The following is a 20,184-nucleotide window of genomic DNA, read 5'->3' as shown; positions in this document are numbered from 1 at the left end:
TTCAGCATCCAGGCATTGCGCCACCACAGCGCCTTGGCCTGGCTCCAGGTGCCGTCGAGCAGGACGATGCCCTGGATCTCCTTGAGAATGGCGCGCTGGTTCTCCTCCGCCTCACCCTTGCGGTCGATCGCCAGGAGGTCGCGGTCGGTCTCGAAGTCCGACACTTTTGCGGAGCCAAGGTAGAGCACGGCCCAGCGCGACGGATCGGCTATCGGACGGCCCAGCGCCTTGGCGAGGCTCGGCCAGGACAGGCCGATCTTGACGACGGCGTTCTTGAAATGCAGCGCGGCAACCCGGGCGGTGCCGAGCGCGCGGTCCTGTTCCTGCGGGTGCTGCAGGACCAGCACGCCGATCCGGCTCTCGATGGTCGGAATGCTGTCGCAGATGCACAGCGGCACCGGCTTCATGCAACGCGGGCATTCCGGGATCGCCTCGGGCTCACCGGCTTTCAGGTCTGAAATTTTTGACATTGCCCGCTATACGCTTCGCCGCTGGGCGCTTCAACCATTGTGACGAAGGCTGCCTGCTTATTCGGCTGGCGCCGGCAGCGCCACCGGCCGCGGTCGGCTGCGCAGCCGATCCATCAGCAGGTAGATCACTGGCGTCGTATAAAGGGTCAGGATCTGCGAAATCAGCAGCCCACCAATGATGGTGATGCCGAGCGGGCGGCGCAGCTCGGTGCCGGGCCCGGTGGCGACCACCAGCGGAATCGCGGCAAAGGCCGCCGCCAGCGTCGTCATCAGGATCGGGCGAAACCGCACGCTGCAGGCCTCGAAAATCGCCGCGGCCGGCGACAGCCCGCGATGTCGCTCGGCCTCGATCGCGAAATCGACCATCATGATGCCGTTCTTCTTGACGATCCCGATCAGGAGAATGATGCCGACAAAGGCGATCACGGTGAGCGGCGTGTTGGTCACCTGCAGCGCCAGCAGCGCGCCGAGGCCAGCCGATGGCAGCGTCGAGATGATGGTCAGCGGGTGCACCAGGCTCTCATAGAGCACGCCCAGCACGATATACATCGCGATCAGCGCGCCCAGGATCAACAGTGGCTGGCGGCCGGTGGTCTTGCTGAAATCCCCCGCACTGCCGTCAAACCCGCCACGGATGCCTTCCGGCATGTGCAACTCATCGACCGCGCGCTGGATGTTGCCGGTCGCGGCGTCGAGCTGCACCCCGGGCAGCGTGTTGAACGACACCGTGGTCGACGGGAATCCCTGCGAATGTGCGACGGCCAGTGACGACAGCGTCCGGGACGTGCGCACGACGGCCGACAGCGGAACCTGCGCGCCATTGGCGCCGGCGACGAAGATACGATCGAGGTCGGTCGGGTCGTTCTGGAATTTGGCGTCGATCTCCATGATGACTTTGTACTGGTTGCGCTGGGTGTAGATGGTCGAGATCTGGCGCTGCGAGAACGCGTTGTTGAGCGCATTGTCGATGTCCTGCACCTCCACGCCAAGGCTGGAGGCCTTGTTGCGGTCGATCGCCAGCGTCAATTGCAGGCCGCCGGGATCGCGGTCGCTGGAAATGTCAGTGATTCCCTCGACCGTCTCGAGGCGCTTGGCGACCAGCGGGGCCCATTTCTGCAACAGGTCGAGATTGGTCGAGGTCAGCGTGTACTGATAATTCGAATCGCTCTGGCGGCCGCCGGCACGCAGATCCTGGGCGGCGAACATGAACAGGCGGATGCCCGGCACCACGGCGAGGTTGCGGCGCAGCCGATTGATGACGTCCTCGGTCGAATCATTGTTGCGCTGCGCCGGGTCTTTCAGCGCGATGAACATGGTGCCCCGGTTGGCACCGCCTCCGCCCGGCCCGCCACCGCTGCCGACCGAGGCGCCGACGCTGGCCACGCCGGGATCGGCCAGGACGATATCCATCAGTCGTTGCTGCAGCCCCAGCATCGCCTGGAACGAGGTATCGGCGGAAGCCCGGCTGGCACCGATGACGAAACCGCTGTCGTCGCTCGGGAAAAGGCCTTTCGGTGTCTTGACGTAAAGCACCACCGTCAGCGCGATGGTGGCGAAGAACACCAGCAGCGTCAGCAGCGGAAAGCCGAGCACGATACGCAGCGTGCGTTCGTAGAACGCCACGATGCGCGACAGCGTGCCCTCGACAATCCTGTCAAACCGGGTCTCGGTGCTGGAAACACCGCTCTTGATGTAGTGCGCGCAGATCATCGGCGTCACCGTCAGCGACACCACGGTCGACACCACGATCGAGAAGGTCAGCGTCAGCGAGAATTCGCGCAGCAGCCGGCCGACCAGCCCGTCCATGAAGATCAGCGGTGTGAACGCCGCGATCAGCGACAGCGAGATCGACAGTACCGTGAAGCCGATCTGGCGCGCGCCCTCCAGCGCCGCCCGCAGCGGCGCCATCCCCTCCTCCAGGTTGCGGTACATGTTCTCGATCATGACGATGGCGTCGTCGACGACGAAGCCGACCGAGATCGCCAGCGCCATCAGCGACAGATTGTTGATCGAGAACCCGGCCAGCCACATCCCGGCGCAGGTGCCGGCCAGCGCCAGCGGCACCGAGACGCCGGCGGCGATGGTCGGTATGCCACGCCGCAGGAACATGAAGACCACGAACATCACCAGCATCGCAGTGGCGAGCAGCGTCCACTCCATATCCTCGACGGAGGCGCGGATCGTGCCGGTGCGGTCCGTCAGCACCGAGACCTCGATGCCGGCGGGAATCCACTGTTTGAGGTCGGGGATCAGCGCCTTCACCCGGTCGACGGTATCGATGACATTGGCGTCGCCCTGCTTGGTGATCTGGATCAGCACCGCCGGCTGTTTGTTGAACCAGGCCACCGAGCGGCTGTTGCGGGTGGCGTTCTGCACGTCGGCGATGTCGGACAGCCGCAGAAAATTGCCGCTCGCGCTCTTGATGACAATGTCGCGAAATTCCTCGGCGGTCCGCATCTGCGGATTCATCGATAGTGTTTCGCTCTGTCGGCTCCCATTGAAAATTCCGACGGGACCGAGCGGATTGGCGTTGACGATGGCGGTGCGAACGTCGTCGGTGCTGATCCCGGCATTCGACAGCGCGACCGGATTGAGCTGGATGCGCACCGCGGGCTGGTCCGCGCCTGATGTGGTGACCTCGCCGACCCCCGGCACCTGTGAGATGCGCTGCACGATCACGGTGTCGGCGACATCATAGATGGCGCTGGCCGACATCGTCTTCGAGGTCAGCGCCAGGATGAACACCGGTGCCGCCGACGGGTTCGCCTTGCGAAAGGTCGGCAGCGTCGGCAGGTCGGTCGGCAGGTCGGCGATCGAGGCATTGATCGCCGCCTGCACGTCGCGCGCCGCGCGGTCGACGCTGCGGCCGATCGCAAATTGCAACTGGATACTGGTGATCCCAAGCGAACTGGTCGAGGTGATCTGATCGAGGCCGGAGATGACGCCGAGCCGGCGCTCCAGCGGGGCGGCAACCGTCGCGGCCATGATCGCCGGATCGGCGCCCGGCCGCGACGCCTGCACCCGGATCATCGGAAAATCGACATTGGGCACCGCCGCCACCGGCAGGAAGTGATAGGCAACGGCGCCAATCAGGAACAGGCCAATGCCGAGCAGCGTGGTGCCGACCGGCCGGCGAATGAAGGGCTCGGAGATCGAGGCCATTACGGCGCGCCCCCCGCCCCCGCTGCCCTCGCCGTTCTCGCGATCGGCGGCGAAGGCGGGAGGCTGACGGGCGGTGTGGCCTTCTCGAAACGACGGTTGATGCGGTCGAGCGCGAGATAGATCACCGGGGTGGTGTACAGCGTCAGCAACTGGCTCAACACCAGGCCACCGATGATCGAGACGCCGAGCGGAAACCGCAATTCGGCGCCGGTGCCGCTCTCCACCGCCAGTGGCAGCGCGCCGAACAGCGCCGCCAGCGTCGTCATCATGATCGGGCGGAAGCGCAGCAGGCAGGCCTCGACGATCGCCGCCTCCGGCGTCATGCCGCGATGCCGCTCCGCCTCCAGCGCAAAGTCGATCATCATGATCGCGTTCTTCTTGACGATGCCCATCAGCAGGATGATGCCGATCAACCCGATCACCGACAGATCCTGGCCGGTGGCCATCAAGGCCAGGATGGCGCCGACGCCGGCCGACGGCAGCGTCGACAGGATGGTGATCGGGTGGATGTAGCTTTCGTAGAGCACGCCGAGCACGATGTAGATCGTCACCAGCGCCGCGAGGATCAGCCAGGGCTGGCCCGACAGCGACTTGGAGAATTCCGCGGCGTCGCCGGCGAACAGGCCGTTGATGCTGCCGGGCATGCCGATCCGCTGCTCGATCACCTTGACTTCGTTGACGGCGTCGCCGAGCGCCTCGCCCGGAGCGAGGTTGAAGCTCAGCGAGATCGCCGGAAACTGCGCCTGGTGCGAGATCGCCAGCGGCGCCGTGGTGCGCGTCAGCGTGGCCACCGCCGACAGCGGCACCTGAGCGCCGGCCGTACCGGGCAGATATAGTTTCGACAGCACGTCGGGATCGCGCTGCTGCGACGGCAGCGCCTCCAGCACCACGCGGTACTGGTTGGCCTGACCGTAGATAGTGGAGATCTGCCGCTGCGCGAAGGCGTCGTTGAGGGTGTCGTTGATGCCCTGCAGGCTGACGCCGAGTTGGCCGGCGCGCTGCCGGTTGATGTCGAGCGCGGCGCGCAGGCCACCGGCCTGGGATTCCGACGAGACATCGCGGAACATCGGATCGCGGCGCAGTTCGGCGACCAGTCGGTCCGACCACAGCGTGACCTGCGCGGCATCCGTGCCGGTCAGCGTGTATTGATATTGCGAGCGGCTCGCCTGGGTGCTGATCTGGATGTCCTGCACCGGCTGGAAATACACCGTCATGCCGGGAATGCCGGCGACGCTCCGCTTCAGCCGCGTGATCACCCGGGTGATGTCATCCTTGCGCTCACTGCGCGGCCGCAGGTTCAGCACCAGTCGGCCGACATTGGTGGTCGGATTGACCGTGCCGCCGCCGATCACTGACACGACGCTGATGACATCGGGATCGGCCTGAATGACGGACGCCGCGGCCGCCTGCCGGCTCTGCATCTCGGCAAAGGACACGTCGGCGCCGGCCTCGGTGACCGCGGTGATCGAGGCGGTGTCCTGCAGCGGCAGAAAACCTTTCGGCGCGATGATGTAGAGGCCGAGCGTGGCGACGATGGTCAGGAAGGTGACGACCAGCGTCGCCGGCTGATGCTTCAGCACCCACAGCAGCGTGCGATGATAGAACGCCACCATGGCGTCGATGCCGGCGCTGACGGCAGCGAGACCCGGCACCTGCCACTCGTCGCCGGAATGCTTGAGCAGCCGCGAACACATCATCGGCGTCAGCGTCAGCGATACGATGGCCGAAGTGATCACGGCGATGGTCAGGGTCATCGCGAATTCGCGGAACATGCGGCCGACCAGCCCGGACATGAACAGCAGCGGGATGAACACCGCGATCAGCGACACCGTCAGCGAGATCACGGTGAAACCGATCTCGCTGGCGCCGGCGAGTGCGGCTTCCATCGGGCTCTCGCCGTCCTCCATGTGCCGGACGATATTCTCGATCATGACAATGGCGTCGTCGACCACGAATCCGGTGCCGATGGTCAGCGCCATCAGGCTGAGATTGTCGAGACTGAACCCGGCAAAATACATCACGCCGAAGCTGGTGATCAGCGACAGCGGCAGCGCCACGCCGGCGATCAGCGTGGCGCGCAGCGAGCGCAGGAACAGCAGCACCACCAGCGTCACCAGCAGTACCGACAGCACCAGCGTGAACTGCACGTCATGCACGGAAGCGCGGATGGTGACGGTGCGATCGCTGACCACCGTGAGCTTGACGCCGGCCGGCATCGATCGCTGCACCTTGGGGATCTCTTCGTTGATCTGGCGCACCACCTCGATGACATTGGCGCCGGGCTGGCGCTGGATCTCGATGATCACCGCCGGCGTTCCCTGGTACCAGCCGCCGGTACGATCGTTTTCGAGTCCATCGACGATCTGGGCGATGTCGCCGATCGTCACCGGCGCGCCGTTCCGATAGGCGACGATGATCGGGCGATAGGCGTCGGCGGCGCCAATCTGGTCGTTGGCGGCGATAGTGTAGGCCTGCTGCGCACCGTCCAGCGACCCTTTCGGGCCGGATACGTTGGCGCCGGCGATTGCCGTGCGCAGGTCCTCCATGGCGATGCCATAGGCCGCGAGCCGGGACAGATCAGCCTGCACCCGCACCGCCGGCTTGAGCCCGCCGAGCACCGCGACGCGGCCGACGCCGGAGATCTGGCTGAGGCGTTGCGCCAGCAGCGTGTCGGAAATATCGCTCATGGCGCGCAGCGAGATGGTGTCGGAGGTCAGCGCCAGCGTCATCACCGGCGCGTCGGCCGGGTTCACCTTGGCGTAGACCGGCGGATAAGGAAGATTCCTGGGCAACACGCCGGCGGCGGCGTTGATGGCCGCCTGGACGTCCTGGGTGGCGCCGTCGATATCGCGGCTGAGGTCGAACTGCAGCGAAATAGCGCTGACGCCGAACGAGCTGGTGGAGGTCATCGATGACAATGACGGAATCTGGCCGAGCTGGCGCTCCAGCGGCGCGGTGATCAGCGAGGCGATCACGTCGGGGCTGGCGCCGGGCAGCTGCGTCGAGACCTGCACGGTCGGAAAATCGACCTGCGGCAGCGCCGATACCGGCAGCGCCCAGTAGCCGAGCGCACCGCCGATCAGCAGCGCAACCCCGAGCAGCGAGGTGGCGACCGGCCGACGGATGAAGGGTTCTGAGACGCTCATGGCTGCGCGCTCATGCTTCCCCTCTCCCCCGGCGCCGCAAAGCGACGTTGGTGGGAGAGGGTGGCCGCGCGCAGCGCGGACGGGAGAGGCGGTGGAGCGGCAAACACCGATCCCAGGGTTCCGCGTTGCCCCCCTCTCCGGTCTCGAACCCCGCTACGCGGGGCTTCGATCCACCCTCTCCCGCCCAGCGAAGCTTTGCTTCGCCGGTGGGAGAGGGGAAGAAGGAAGCGCGAGCGCGCCATCATGATTACTTCGCTCCAGCAGGCGCGGCGGCAGGCGTGCTGGCCGGCGCCGGTGCGAGGCCGGTCTGGCCTTTCTGGTCGCCTTGCGGCGTACCCTTGCTGCGACGCTCGCCCTTGCTGCCACGCGCGCGCGGCGCCAGATCGGCGGTCGGCTCCGCGTCATTGGTGCCGACGCTGACTTTCGAGCCGTCGGCCAGATTGGCGAAGCCGGTGGTCACCACGCGGTCGGTCGGCGATAGCCCCTTGGCGATGACGGCACTGGTTTCGTTCTGCTGCGTTACCGTGACCGGCACCGCCTTGACGATATCGCCGTCGCCGATCACGTAGCTGAAGGTCCCCGCGGGGCCGCGCTGCACGGCGGAAGTCGGCACCAGCATCACCTGCGGCAAGGTTTCGACCTTGAGCCGCACATTGACGAACTGGCCAGGCCAGAGCTGCAGATTGGCATTCGGAAACTCGGCCTTGACCTTCACCGTGCCGGTGGTGATGTCGACCTGGTTGTCGATCCCGGTCAGCGTACCGGAATCCACCACGGCGACGCCGTCATTGCCGAACACGTCGACGGCGAGCGTTCCCTTGGCGGCGGCGGCATTGGCGCGCACGATCTGCTGTTGCGGCAGGCTGAACTGCACCGCGATAGGCTGCAACTGGGTGATCACCACCAGCCCGGTGGTGTCGGAGGCCTTGATGATGTTGCCCTGATCGACCTGGCGCAGTCCGGCACGGCCGGACAGCGGCGCGATGATCTTGGTGTAGCTGAGGGTTGCGGCGGCATTGTCGATGGCGGCCTGATCGGAATTCACCAGCGCTTCCTGTTGCGCGACCACCGATTTCTGGGTGTCTGCCTGCTGCTTGGAGCCGGCATTGGTGACGGCCAGTTGCTGGTAGCGGACCAGATCGAGACGGGCATTGGACAGAGTGGCTTCGTCCTGCGCCTTTTTGGCGACGGCCTGGTCGTACAGTGCCTTGTAGAGGACCGGATCAATCTCGCCGAGCACATCGCCCGCCTTGACGTCCTGGCCTTCCTTGAAATGGACCTTGATCAGCTTGCCGTCGACCTGGGCGCGCACGGTGACGTTGTTCAGCGCTTTCACGGCGCCGACGCCATCCAGATAGACCGGCACGTCCTCAATTCTTGGCGTTGCCGCCAGCACCGGCACCGTGGCGTCCGGTCGCGGGGCGCGTCCGGCGGCCTGCTTCTGCTGCAGCGCCTGCCAGCCGATATAGCCGAGACCGCCCAGGATCAGCAACGTGATGAAGATCGAAACCGTGCGACGCCGCGCGCCGCCTGCGACGCGAGCCGCGGCGCCTGACGCGTTCACCGTCCCGTTCGGGTCAGGCTTAAAGAGCATTGACCGGTCTCTCCAATTTTGGCTCCCAGCCGCCACCCAGCGCCTGGTAGAGGCTGACGATCGCCAGCAGGCGCGCCAGTTGCGCCTGCGACAGCGCATCCTCGGCCTGGAATAGCGTGAGCTGGGTATTTAGCACGGTTACGATGTCCGCGGTGCCTGCCCGCAACTGCTGTTCGGACAGCTGGAACGCCCGCCTCGAAGCGGTCAGTACGTCGCGCAGCAGCCGCAGCCGCTCCGAGGTCTGCCGGATCGATACCAGGGCATTGTCAACGTCGGCGAAGGATTGCACCACGGTCTTGCGATAGGTCTGCAGCAGTTCATCCTGCCGTGCCTGTGTCAGATCGAAATTACTCTGGATCCGGCCGCCATCGAAGATCGGCTGCGTCAGGCCCCCGACCAGACTGAAAAACGCGGCATTGGGCTGGAACAGCGATGATAGCGCCGAACTCTGGTAGCCGCCCTGCCCGGTCAACTGGATACTGGGGAAAAACTGCGCGCGGGCGCTGCCAACGCTGGCGGTGGCCGAGGCGAGCTGGGCTTCCTGGCGGCGGATATCCGGCCGCTGTGTCAGCAATTCCGACGGCAGGCCGGGCGTGACCCGCGGCGGCACGAGGGTGTTGAGCGAGCCGCCATTAATCCGGACGCTTTCCGGCGGCCGTGACACCAGCGTCGCCAATGCGTTGAGGTTCTGCGCCAGCGTCTGGCGCAGCGGCGGCACCGCGGCACGCTGGTTGGCCAACACGCTCTGCTGCTGGGCGAGATCGAGATCGGTGCCGGTGCCGGCGGTCAGCCGCGACTGGATCGCGTCGAGGATGCGCTGCGCACTGGCGATGTTACGCTCCGCTGTCTTGATCCGGTCCTGCGAGGCCAGCACCTGGAAATAGGCATTGGCGACGGCCGTCAGGGTCGACAGCGCGACGACGTCGCGATCGAACCGGGTGGCGGTGGCGGTCTCCTCGGTGGCCAGCGCCGCGTCGCGGTTCTTGCCCCAGAAATCCAGCTCATAGCTGGCCGATAGCGACGACGAATAGCTAACCACCTCGCGCCCGCCATTGGTCAGGCCGTTGGAGCTGGAGCCGGAATTGCGCGAATAATTCTCCTGGCCGGCCGTGCTCAGGCTCGGCAGTAGCGCCGCGCCCGTGATTCGCGCCTGCGCGTCGGCCTGGCGGATGCGGGAGGTCGCCGCGGCGATATCGAGGTTGACCGTCTGGGCTTCCTCCATCAGTTGCGTCAATTCGCGCGACCGAAATCCGCGCCACCAGTCCAGCGTTGGGGTGGCACCATTCGGATTCGACAGCCGCGCGGCCTGATAGCCCTGCGGCACGTCCAGCGCGGGATCCGGCAAATCCTGGGTCAGTATGCAACCGGCGGACGGCGCCACCGCCGCGCAAAGCACCAGCATGCGCAAAACAGGGCGCGTCAGGAAATGCCTCACTGCGAATCTCCCCAGCCGCGTGCCCGCGTTCGAAGCGATTCGCTGTCCGTTCGGGCCGTGAGATGCGCGGATTGAGACAAGTTCACCGGATGATGTTGTTTACGACAGGCGCCCGCAGTCTAGCTGGCGCTTCGCGGCGCGGACAGTGTTCTTACGCCACACCAGCCGCAAGTCGAGCCTGGCCGGGATGCCGCGATGGATGACCGGATTTACACAATTTCCCTTGTTTTCCTATGGTTTGGTGACCAACAACGTGCCGATTGACGCGCGCGAGTTACGAATATTTTATGTGTTCGAATATTACTGACGCCGTCTGGCGCCAGGGCTCGCTCGCCTTGATCATTGTTGAAACTCAACAGGGTACCGGCCGTAGCTGGATTAAGAATTTGCCTGATGGGGACTGGGAATGCGCGTCGCAATTATCGGAACGGGAATCGCCGGCAATGCCGCTGCCTGGGCACTGTCGAGGCGATATCCCGTCACCGTCTACGACCGCGAATTGCGCCCCGGCGGCCATAGCCATACCGTCACAATCGATTATGACGGCGCCGAACTGGCCGTCGACATCGGCTTCATCGTTTATAATGAGCTGAACTATCCGGATTTGACCAATCTGTTTGCCCATCTCGAAGTCGAGACCGTGGAAAGCTGCATGAGTTTTGCGGTGACGGCGGATGGTGGCAAATTCGAATGGAAGGGCGGCGGCGATACCTGGGCTGAGACCGCCCGAGGCCTGTTCGCGCAATGGAAGAACCTGTTCTCGCCGTCCTATCTGCGAATGCTGCGCGACATTCTGACCTTCAACGAGCAGAGCGTGAAGGACCGCGATGCCGGCCTGCTCGCGGATATGACGCTCGGCGAGTATTTTGCCTTCCGCAAATTCGCACCGCGGCTACTGACCGACTATCTGGCGCCGATGGGCGCCGCGATCTGGTCGGCGCCGGCCGACCAGATGTTGAAATTTCCCGCCGAGAATTTCATCGCCTTCTTCAGCAATCATCGGCTGCTGCAATATGACCGTCCGATCTGGCGCACGGTGAAGGGCGGCAGCAAGCGTTATGTCGAGAAACTCATGTCGGCATTTGGCGATCACGTCCGGCTCGGCTGTGCCGTGACCTCGATTGAGCGCACGCCCCACGGCGTCGTCGTCCATGACAGCCATGGCCGCCACGAGACCTATGACCATGTTGTCGTCGCCGCGCATAGCGATCAGGCCCTGGCCATGCTGGCCGATCCGAGCGCGGATGAGACCGCCATCCTTGGCGACATCGGCTATGCCCCCAACATCGTCTATCTGCACCGTGACATCCGGCTGATGCCGAAGCGGAAGAATGCCTGGGCATCGTGGAATTTCCTGCGCTGGCAGCGAGAGGGTAGCCACGTCAACGACGTCGCGGTCACCTACTGGATGAACCGTCTGCAGGGCATCAGCGACGACAAGCCGTTGTTCGTCAGCCTGAATCCACCGTTCGAGCCCGATCCGGCGCTGACCTTCGGCCGGTATGTATGTGAACATCCGCAGTACAATGCCAAGGCCTTTGCGGCCCAGAAACGGCTTGGCGATATCCAGGGCCAGCGCCATACTTGGTTTGCTGGCGCCTGGACCGGCTATGGTTTTCACGAAGACGGTTTGCGATCCGGTCTGGCGGTCGCCGAAGCGCTCGGCGCGACGGTGCCGTGGCGCGAGATGCCCTCCGAACTGGCCGAGGCCGCCGAGTAGTCATGTCCGACGTGATGCCCCGAACCGACGCGCAATCAGCCGCGGCGCCCGCCGCGGCGGCGCTTTACTTTGGCGACGTCATGCACGCCCGCCTGAAGCCGATGGGGCATCGCTTCAACTACCGCGTCATGAGCCTGCTCATCGACCTCGACCGGCTCGCCGACGCGGACCGGTTGACGCCGCTGTTCGGCGTCAACCGTGCCGCGCTGTACAGTTTTCGCGAGTCCGACCACGGTAGCCGCGACGGGGCTGGCCTGCGCGCCTTCGCCCAGACGCGCGCGGCAGAGCACGGCATCGACCTGACCGGTGGTCGCGTCGAACTGCTGTGCTACCCTCGCCTGCTCGGCTATACTTTTAATCCGCTGTCAGCCTATTTTTGTCACAGCGCCGACGGCTTGCTCGCGCTGATCATCTATGAAGTACGCAACACCTTCGGCGATATCCATAGCTACGTGCTGCCGGTCGAGCCTGGCCAGCGCAGCGATGCCGGCATCCGCCAGGAACAGGACAAGCTGTTCTATGTCTCGCCGTTCCTCGACATGCGCATGCGCTATCACTTCCGGGTGTCGCCGCCCGGACCGAACGTCAAGTTGCGAATTCTGGAAACCGACCCGGACGGCCCGGTGCTGTCCGCCACCTTCCATGGCAGCCGCCGTGCCTTGACAACATCCGCCCTGCTGCGCGCGTTTATCTCGCTCCCGATGGTGACCTTCAAGATCATGGCGGCGATCCATTGGGAAGCGCTGCGACTCTGGATCAAGGGGGCCCGGCTGGTGGCCCGCCCGGTAGCCCCGCCGGAAAATACCGTCTTGGCGAGTCCGCGAAGCCGCGATTATAGTAAGGCAACTTTGGCGGCGCGCGGACCGGAGTCGGCGCCGCGCAAAATTGCTGTGCTTCGATAAGGCTGCGGCCTGCCCTTCAGCCCTCGTGCAACTCGGACACGGAGCCACGCAATTCGATGGATCTGCAAATGTCTGATTTGGTCGTGTCTGATCTGATTGTCCTCACCCCCGAAAACGTGGACGCCCAGCTGTCCGATCTGCCGCGTATCGTGCGGCTGGCGTTCGGCTTCGGTTCGCGATTGCGCCGCGGCACGCTCGACGTGACACTGCCGGATGGCCGCCGGGTCAGGCTGGGCGGTATGGAGCCCGGCCCGTCGGCGCAAATGACCATCTACGGTTATGGGTTTGCCGCACGGCTGCTGAATGGCGGCGACATCGGCATCGCCGAGGCCTATCTGCACGGCGAATGGGACACCACCGATCTGACACAGTTCCTGTACCTGTTCTGCGTCAACCATGACCTGATCCAGGCGATGCTCGGCGACAATCCCATGATGCGCTTCGTGCAGATCGTCCGGCACTGGTTCAACCGCAACACCAAGCGGCAGGCCAAGAAGAACATTTACGCCCATTACGACATCGGCAATGCGTTCTACTCGGCATGGCTGGATCCCAGCATGACCTATTCGTCGGCCATCTATGAGGACGCCAGCCAGGACCTGACAGCGGCGCAGAACAACAAATATCGCCGCCTCGCCGAGGCCATCGACCTGCAGCCCGGCCACAAGGTGCTGGAGATCGGCTGCGGCTGGGGCGGCTTCGCGGAATATGCCGCCAAGAACTACGGCGCCCATGTCACCGGCCTGACCATCAGCCGCGAGCAGCGTGATTTCGCGCAAAAACGCATTCAGGAGGCCGGTCTCGGCGACCAGGTCGACATCAAGTTCCAGGACTACCGCGACGAACGCGGCCAGTATGACCGGATCGCCTCGATCGAGATGATCGAGGCGGTTGGCGAGCAGTTCTGGCCGCATTATTTCTCACAATTGCGCGACCGCTTGTTGCCGGGAGGGCTGGTCGGCATCCAGGCCATCACCATCCAGGACAAGTTCTTCAAGACCTATCGCCGTGAGGTCGACTTCATCCAGCGCTACGTCTTCCCGGGCGGCATGCTGCCGTCGCCGGAGATCCTCAAATCGCTGGGCGCCAAATTCGGCGTGCCGGTCGTGCGCGAACGCATTTTCGGACTGGATTATGCCAAGACGCTGGCGACCTGGAGAGATAATTTCCGCGCGGCATGGCCAAGCCTGACCCCGCTCGGCTTCGACGACCGGTTTCGCCGACTATGGGAATACTACCTCGCTTATTGCGAGGCGGGATTCCTGTCCGGGAACATTGACGTCCGGCAAGTCGTGTTCGCAAAAGCGAAATAAACTGGCTCCCCGGCCGACGTCCCGCTCCCTTGTGCGGCCCCCGACCCTCCACTAGGGTCGCGGCCTGTTACGCACAACGGGCAAGAATTCCGCATCATGAACATTGACCAAGACGTCGTCGAGGCGATCGGCCACACGCCGCTCATCAGGCTGAAGCGCGCTTCCGAACTGACCGGCTGCACCATTCTCGGCAAGGCGGAGTTCATGAATCCCGGCGGCTCGGTGAAGGACCGCGCGGCGCTGGGCATTATCCGCGACGCCATCTCCAGCGGTGCGCTGCGCCCGGGCGGCGCGGTGGTCGAGGGCACGGCGGGCAACACCGGCATCGGCCTGGCGCTGGTCGCCAAGGCGCTGGGATTCCGGACGGTGATCGTGATGCCGGACACCCAGAGTCAGGAAAAGAAGGATATGCTGCGGCTGGGCGGCGCCGAGCTGCTGGAAGTGCCGGCGGTGCCCTACTCCAATCCCAACAACTACGTGAAACTGTCGGGCCGCCTCGCCGAACAGCTGGCGAAGTCAGATCCCAATGGCGCGATCTGGGCCAACCAGTTCGACAATCTGGCCAACCGGCAAGCCCATATCAACACCACCGCGCCGGAAATCTGGCAGCAGACCGATGGCAAGGTCGATGGTTTTGTCTGTTCGGTCGGCTCCGGCGGTACGCTGGCCGGCGTTTCGATCGGGCTGAAGGCGTTCAACGACAAGATCAAGATCGCGCTCGCCGATCCGATGGGCTCGGCGCTGTATGAGTTCTACAAGCACGGCAAGCTCAAGTCCGAGGGTTCCTCGATCACCGAGGGGATCGGCCAGGGCCGCATCACCGCCAATCTCGAAGGGGCGGTGATCGATGATGCCTACCAGATCCACGACGAAGAGGCCGTCCGGATCGTGTTCGACCTGCTCGAGCATGAGGGTATCTGCCTCGGCGGTTCCAGCGGCATCAATATCGCCGGCGCGATGCGTCTGGCGAAGCAGATGGGTCCGGGCCACACCATCGTGACCATCCTGTGCGACAATGGCAGCCGCTATCAGTCCAAACTGTACAATCCGGAATTCATGCGGTCGAAGAATCTGCCGGTGCCGGAATGGCTGGCGCGAAAAAGCAGCATAAAGGTGCCGTTCGAGAACGTCTGATCGAGGCGCCGTGGCGCATTCAGCTTCGCTGGTGCGCGTTGAGCCGGCGCTCGACGAACAGTGAATAGCGCGACATTCCGAAGCACAGCACGAAGTACAGCATCCCGGTAAAGGCAAAGCCGGTGAATACCGTGGTCGGCGTTGACCAGACCGGATCGGCGAACGCGGCCCGCAACTGCCCGAGCAGGTCGAACAGCGCCACGATCGACACCAGCGACGTGTCCTTCAACAGCGCAATGAAGCTGTTGACCAGGCCCGGGATGACATGGCGCAGCGCCTGCGGCATCACCACCAGACCCGTCGTTTTCCAGTATGACAGGCCAAGCGCGCTGGCGGCCTCGGCCTGGCCACGCGGAATCGCGGCCAGCCCGCCGCGGATCACCTCGGCATTATAGGCGCCGGCAAACAATGCGATACCGATCAGCACGCGAACCAGCCCGTCGACGGTGAAATTACCAGGCAGGAACAGCGGCAGCATGTAGGTGGCGAAGAACAGCACGGTGATCAGCGGCAGGCCGCGCCAGAATTCGATGAAGGCCACGCAGAACACCCGGATCAGCGGAATCGTCGAACGCCGCCCCAGCGCCAGCGCGATGCCGACCGGCATCGAGGCGACGATGCCGGTCACCGACACCACCAGCGTCACCAGCAGGCCGCCCCACACCCTCGTATCAACGATCGGCAGGCCGCCGCGGTCGAGCCGCAACAGGGCGATGACGATGGCGATCCCGACGAAGCACGCCAGCGTACTGGTCAGCACCCGCCAGCCGGTGCGGACGCCGCCGTTCAGCACGAACAGCAGTAGCGAAACAGCCGCCGCGGTGACGGCCAACTCGCCCCACACCGGTTGTCCCAGAACCTGTGCCTGCTCGCGGATCCATGACAGCGGCGACGTGATGAAAAACAGCGCGGTGCCGATCAGGCTGACGCCTTGGCCGAGCCAGGCCAGCACTGGCCCCAGAGCGGTGATCGTCGACGTGTCACCAACCATCGTCAGCTTGCGCCCGGCCTCGTCGATACCCACCCCGAGCGCCGAAAGCAGGTCCGCGATCCAGCTGATACCAAACCCCTGGATGCCGCCGCCATGCAGCAGGAAGAACGCGACCACCGGGAATCCGAGAAAGAACAGCCCGGCATTGACGCTCTTGGCCGGCAGCCGCGGGATCAGCAATGGCAGCAGCAATAGCGCGCCGAGCAGAAAAGTCAGGTTGACGCGCCAGCGCTGTGGCTCCGGATAGAAGCCATAGACGAACTGGCCGAATTTCGCCTGCACGAACGGCCAGCATGCGCCAACGACGCGACCCGTGGTCTCGGTCAGGCAGGCGTTGCGATCCTTGCCTTGCCACACCGCGTCGACCAGAAGGAATTGCACGGCCGGAACGACGGTGAACCACAGCAGCAGGATGCTGGCGATGGTCAGCAGGATGTTGGTCGGCGAATTCAGCAGCCGGGTGCGCAGAAAGCCGAGCGCCCCCGTTGTTTTCACCGGCGCGCGGCGTTCCGGAATAAGTTCGCTCGCAACGAAAGCAGCACCGCTCATGCGCTCAGGCTCCGGCTGATCCGCCAGCCATAGAAACTCATGATCGCGCTGGTGATCAGCGAGATCGCGAGATACACGCCCATGGTGATGGCGATGATTTCGATCGCCTGCCCGGTCTGGCTCAGCGTGGTCCCGGCGAACACCGAGAACAGATCAGGATAGACGATCGCTACCGCCAGCGACGAGTTCTTGGTCAGGTTGAGATACTGGTTGGTGAGCGGCGGCAGGATCACGCGCAACGCCTGCGGCACCACGATCAGCCGCAGCGTATTGCCACGGGACAGGCCGAGCGAGGCGCCGGCTTCCATCTGGCCCTTGTGCACCGACTGCACGCCGGCGCGTACGATCTCGGCGATGAAGGCGGCGGTATAGGTCGATAGCGCCAACGTCAGCGCGACGAATTCCGGAATGACGCGGGAACCGCCCGAAAAGTTGAACCCCTTGAGTTCGGGATATTCGAACGTCACCGGTTTGCCGAACGCCACGAGGGCGACAACCGGGAGCCCGACCAGCAGGCCGAACGCCACCGGCCACACCTTGATCAGCCGGCCGCTCTGGAATAATTGCCGCCGCGCATGGCTGCGCCACAGCGCGGCACCCATCACCGCGACGACGACGGCGATCGCAAACGGCTCCAGACCGGCCGCGCCGATCGGCTTCGGCACGCCGAAACCGCGGTTGCTGAGAAAAAAGCTGTTCCACAGCGAGATGCTCTGGCGCGGATTGGGCAAGGCCGCCAGCACCGCGAGATACCAGAACAGGATCTGGAACAGCAGCGGCAGGTTGCGCAGCAGTTCGACATAGCCGCCGGCGATCCGCGCCAGCAGCCAGTTCGGCGACAGCCGGCCCAGCCCGACTGCAAAGCCGATCAGCGTGGCGAAGAAGATGCCGATCGCCGAGACCACCAGAGTATTGACGAGGCCGACGAAAAATACCCGGGTATAGGTGTCGGATTCCGAATACGGGATCAGCGACTGACTGACGCCGAACCCCGCGGTGTTGGACAGAAACCCGAAGCCCGAGGCGATCCGTTGCGCCGCCAAATTGCTGCGGGCATTGGCAACGATCTCATAGCCGATCCAGGCCAACGCGGCGACGAACATAATCTGCAGAACAAATCCGCTCCAGCCCGACTGCCCTCCCAGCGCCCGGCGCAGCCTGAAGCCGTATTGGGTGGGCGCGGGTCTGGAGTCGATATCCATCGCCTGTGGCGACGATTTGCGGATCAGCGGATCGGCGGCGCGTACTGGATACCGCCCTTGTTCCAGAGCTGGTTGAGGCCGCGTGCGATGCCGAGCCTGGATCCGGAGCCGACATTGCGATCGAACACCTCGCCGTAATTGCCGGTTGCCTTGACGATCCGGGCGACCCAGTCCTTGGTGAGGCCCAGCGTCTCGCCGAGATTGCCGTCGGTGCCGAACACGCGCTTCAGTTCAGGCTTGTCCGACTTCGCCATGTCATCGACGTTCTTCTGGGTGATGCCGAGCTCCTCGGCGTTGACCATCGCAAACAGAGTCCATTTCACCACGTCGAGCCACTGGTCGTCGCCGTGGCGGACCAGCGGCCCCAGCGGCTCTTTCGAGATCACTTCCGGCAGCACGCCGTGATCGGCGGGGACGGCGAGCTTCAGCCGCTCGGCATAGAGTCCGGAGACGTCGGTGGTGAAAACGTCGCAACGCCCGGATTCATAGGCCTTGACGGCCTCGTCGGCGGTGCCGAAGGCGATGATCTCATATTTCATGTTGTTGCCCTTGAAGTAATCGGCAACGTTCTGCTCGGTGGTGGTGCCGGTCTGTACGCAGATCGAGGCGCTGTTCAGTTCCAGCGCCGAATTGACCTTCAGCGACTTGCGCACCAGGAAGCCCTGGCCATCATAATAGGTCACGCCGGCGAAATTGACGCCAAGCGAGGTGTCCCGCGACAGCGTCCACGTGGTGTTGCGCGACAGCACGTCGATCTCGCCCGACTGCAGTGCCGTGAAGCGATCCTTGGCCGACAGCGGCACGAATTTGATCTTGGTCGGATCGTTGAAGATGGCGGCGGCGATCGCGCGGCAGACATCGACGTCGAATCCGGCCCAGTTACCCTTGTCGTCTGGTGCGGAAAAGCCCGGCAGCCCCTGGCTGACGCCGCAGGACAGCATGCCGCGGTCCTTCACGGTCTTGAGGGTTTGCGCGGATGCACTTTGCATCGCGAGTCCGGTCGTCAGAGCGAGGGTGAAAACCAGAAGTGCGCGTTTCATGGCGAAGCCTTTCAAGAACGTCCGGGGCGCGGGGATCGATGCAAGGTGAATGCCACTTCGAACGTCACCTCGTCCGGAGCCTGGCCCGCCGTTGTCACGGTCGTGGCTGGCCATAGCACGGCATCGGAGCGAAATTCGCGGCAGGCCCCTCGACAGGCAGCGATATAATAAAGCATCGCATCACAGAACGATCTGGAAGCCGGGTCAAGGGGTTGACGGCAATCTTAGGTGTCCTGTTAGTACGGAACTGGATCTATACCGCATTTCGCTCGCGGCGGAGCGTCGCGCGTCGGCAATGGCGACCAATTTCAAAACAGTGGCGGACCCATGACTGTGACAAACGATAACCACGGCACCTCATCGCTCGGCGTCGAGACCGTTCTCGTCACCGCCGGCCGCGACACCGAAGCGCAGAAGGGCTTTGTCAATCCGCCGGTGGTGCGCGGCTCGACCGTGTTGTATCCAAGCGCCGAGGCGTTGCACGCCCATCGCGGTGAATTCCAGTATGGCCGCCACGGCACGCCCACCACCAAGGCGCTGCAGGAAGCACTGATGGCGCTGGAAGGCCCGGACTGCGCCGGTGTCGGCCTGGTGCCGTCTGGACTCGCTGCGATCTCGATCGCCTTGCTCTCGGTGCTCAAGGCCGGCGATCACCTTCTGGTCTGCGACAATGCCTATCGCCCGACGCGCAATTTTTGCAACGGAATGCTCGCGCGCTACGGCATCGAGACAACTTACTTCGATCCGCTGATCGGCGCCGGCATCAAGGCGCTGATCCAGCCGAACACCCGCGTGGTGATGGTCGAGGCACCGGGATCGCAATCCTTTGAAATGCCCGACGTGCCGGCGATCGCGGCGGTGGCGCATGCCCATGGCGCGCTGGTGATCGACGACAACACCTGGGCGACGCCGCTGTATCACCGCTCGCTCGAACAGGGCGTCGACATCAGCATCCAGGCGGCGACGAAATATATCGGCGGCCATTCCGACATCATGTTCGGCACCATTTCGGCCAATGCCAAGGCCTGGCCGCTGGTCAGCGAGGGCATCCGGCTGCTCGGCATCTGCGCCGGACCGGATGACGTGTTCCTGGCGCTGCGCGGCCTGCGCACCATGGCGGTGCGGCTAGCGCATCACCAGCGCTCCGGGCTCGAGATGGCGCACTGGCTGGCAGCGCGACCGGAGGTGCTTACGGTGCTGCATCCAGCTATGGAGAGCCATCCCGGCCACGCGATCTGGAAACGCGATTTCACCGGCGCCTCCGGTCTGTTCAGCATCGTGCTGAAGCCGGTGTCGGACAAGGCCGTCGACGCCTTCCTCGATACGGTCAAACTGTTCGGCATGGGCTATTCATGGGGCGGCTTCGAGAGCCTGGTGATCCCGTTCGACTGCGCCACCTATCGCAGCGTCACGACCTGGGCCCCTGGCGGTCCGGCGCTGCGACTACATATCGGCCTCGAAAGCGTTGACGATCTGAAGGCCGACCTTGCGCGCGGATTTGCAGCGCTCAACGCGGCTTAAGTCTG

General features: G+C 64.3%; 13 protein-coding genes. 5 read left to right on the top strand and 8 right to left on the bottom strand.

All coding sequences use genetic code 11. From position 1 onward, the window contains the following. The 5 genes from Q0S16_RS03010 to Q0S16_RS02990 form a co-directional block, all read right to left on the bottom strand. A partial coding sequence (locus Q0S16_RS03010) for a tRNA-uridine aminocarboxypropyltransferase (RefSeq protein ID WP_295844891.1) occupies positions 1 to 470 on the bottom strand: 470 nt, incomplete at its 3' end. A 57-nt stretch (positions 471 to 527) separates the two neighbouring features. Next, positions 528 to 3,632, bottom strand: a complete 3,105-nt coding sequence (locus Q0S16_RS03005) for an efflux RND transporter permease subunit (RefSeq protein WP_295844886.1) — start codon at positions 3,630 to 3,632, stop codon at positions 528 to 530. After that, positions 3,632 to 6,778 (bottom strand): efflux RND transporter permease subunit, encoded by a 3,147-nt coding sequence (locus tag Q0S16_RS03000; RefSeq protein WP_295844881.1) that lies wholly within the window; start codon positions 6,776 to 6,778, stop codon positions 3,632 to 3,634. The genes Q0S16_RS03005 and Q0S16_RS03000 overlap by 1 nt, the downstream gene beginning before the upstream one ends. A 247-nt stretch (positions 6,779 to 7,025) precedes the next feature. Beyond that, entirely contained in the window at positions 7,026 to 8,372 is a 1,347-nt protein-coding gene (locus Q0S16_RS02995) for an efflux RND transporter periplasmic adaptor subunit (protein ID WP_295844878.1), read from the bottom strand. Continuing rightward, positions 8,362 to 9,774 (bottom strand): efflux transporter outer membrane subunit, encoded by a 1,413-nt coding sequence (locus Q0S16_RS02990; protein WP_295844895.1) that lies wholly within the window; start codon positions 9,772 to 9,774, stop codon positions 8,362 to 8,364. Before Q0S16_RS02990 ends, Q0S16_RS02995 begins: the two co-directional genes overlap by 11 nt. A 439-nt stretch (positions 9,775 to 10,213) precedes the next feature. Between Q0S16_RS02990 and Q0S16_RS02985 the strand changes: the two genes are divergently transcribed. From Q0S16_RS02985 to Q0S16_RS02970, 4 genes are all read left to right on the top strand, one after another. After that, positions 10,214 to 11,527 carry an FAD-dependent oxidoreductase gene (locus Q0S16_RS02985; protein ID WP_295844875.1) on the top strand — a complete coding sequence of 438 codons (1,314 nt, stop codon included), beginning with the start codon at positions 10,214 to 10,216 and terminating at the stop codon, positions 11,525 to 11,527. Positions 11,528 to 11,529: 2 nt separating this feature from the next. Next, positions 11,530 to 12,429 (top strand): DUF1365 domain-containing protein, encoded by a 900-nt coding sequence (locus Q0S16_RS02980; protein WP_295844872.1) that lies wholly within the window; start codon positions 11,530 to 11,532, stop codon positions 12,427 to 12,429. 83 nt (positions 12,430 to 12,512) lie between these two features. Continuing rightward, positions 12,513 to 13,742: a cyclopropane-fatty-acyl-phospholipid synthase family protein gene (locus tag Q0S16_RS02975; RefSeq protein WP_295844893.1), complete on the top strand. Its 1,230-nt coding sequence runs from the start codon at positions 12,513 to 12,515 to the stop codon at positions 13,740 to 13,742. A gap of 96 nt (positions 13,743 to 13,838) precedes the next feature. Then, positions 13,839 to 14,876, top strand: a complete 1,038-nt coding sequence (locus Q0S16_RS02970) for a cysteine synthase A (protein WP_295844869.1) — start codon at positions 13,839 to 13,841, stop codon at positions 14,874 to 14,876. 19 nt (positions 14,877 to 14,895) lie between these two features. Here Q0S16_RS02970 and Q0S16_RS02965 read toward each other — a convergent pair whose 3' ends face one another. From Q0S16_RS02965 to Q0S16_RS02955, 3 genes are read right to left on the bottom strand one after another with little or no spacing between them, the layout of a single operon-like run. After that, positions 14,896 to 16,416 carry an amino acid ABC transporter permease gene (locus Q0S16_RS02965; RefSeq protein WP_295844867.1) on the bottom strand — a complete coding sequence of 507 codons (1,521 nt, stop codon included), beginning with the start codon at positions 16,414 to 16,416 and terminating at the stop codon, positions 14,896 to 14,898. After that, positions 16,413 to 17,618: an ABC transporter permease subunit gene (locus tag Q0S16_RS02960; protein WP_295844864.1), complete on the bottom strand. Its 1,206-nt coding sequence runs from the start codon at positions 17,616 to 17,618 to the stop codon at positions 16,413 to 16,415. The genes Q0S16_RS02965 and Q0S16_RS02960 overlap by 4 nt, the downstream gene beginning before the upstream one ends. 23 nt (positions 17,619 to 17,641) lie before the next feature. Further along, positions 17,642 to 18,658, bottom strand: a complete 1,017-nt coding sequence (locus Q0S16_RS02955; protein ID WP_295844863.1) for an amino acid ABC transporter substrate-binding protein — start codon at positions 18,656 to 18,658, stop codon at positions 17,642 to 17,644. Between the two features lie 327 nt (positions 18,659 to 18,985). Here Q0S16_RS02955 and metC point away from each other — a divergent pair, with 327 nt between their 5' ends. Beyond that, positions 18,986 to 20,179: a cystathionine beta-lyase gene (metC, locus tag Q0S16_RS02950; protein WP_295844861.1), complete on the top strand. Its 1,194-nt coding sequence runs from the start codon at positions 18,986 to 18,988 to the stop codon at positions 20,177 to 20,179. Positions 20,180 to 20,184 lie beyond the last annotated feature (5 nt).

Origin of the sequence: Tardiphaga sp., assembly GCF_025356345.1 — a bacterium.
Lineage (GTDB): Bacteria > Pseudomonadota > Alphaproteobacteria > Rhizobiales > Xanthobacteraceae > Tardiphaga.
The sequence above is the reverse complement of the archived record's forward strand: the minus strand, read 5'-3'. Positions and strand labels throughout refer to the sequence as shown.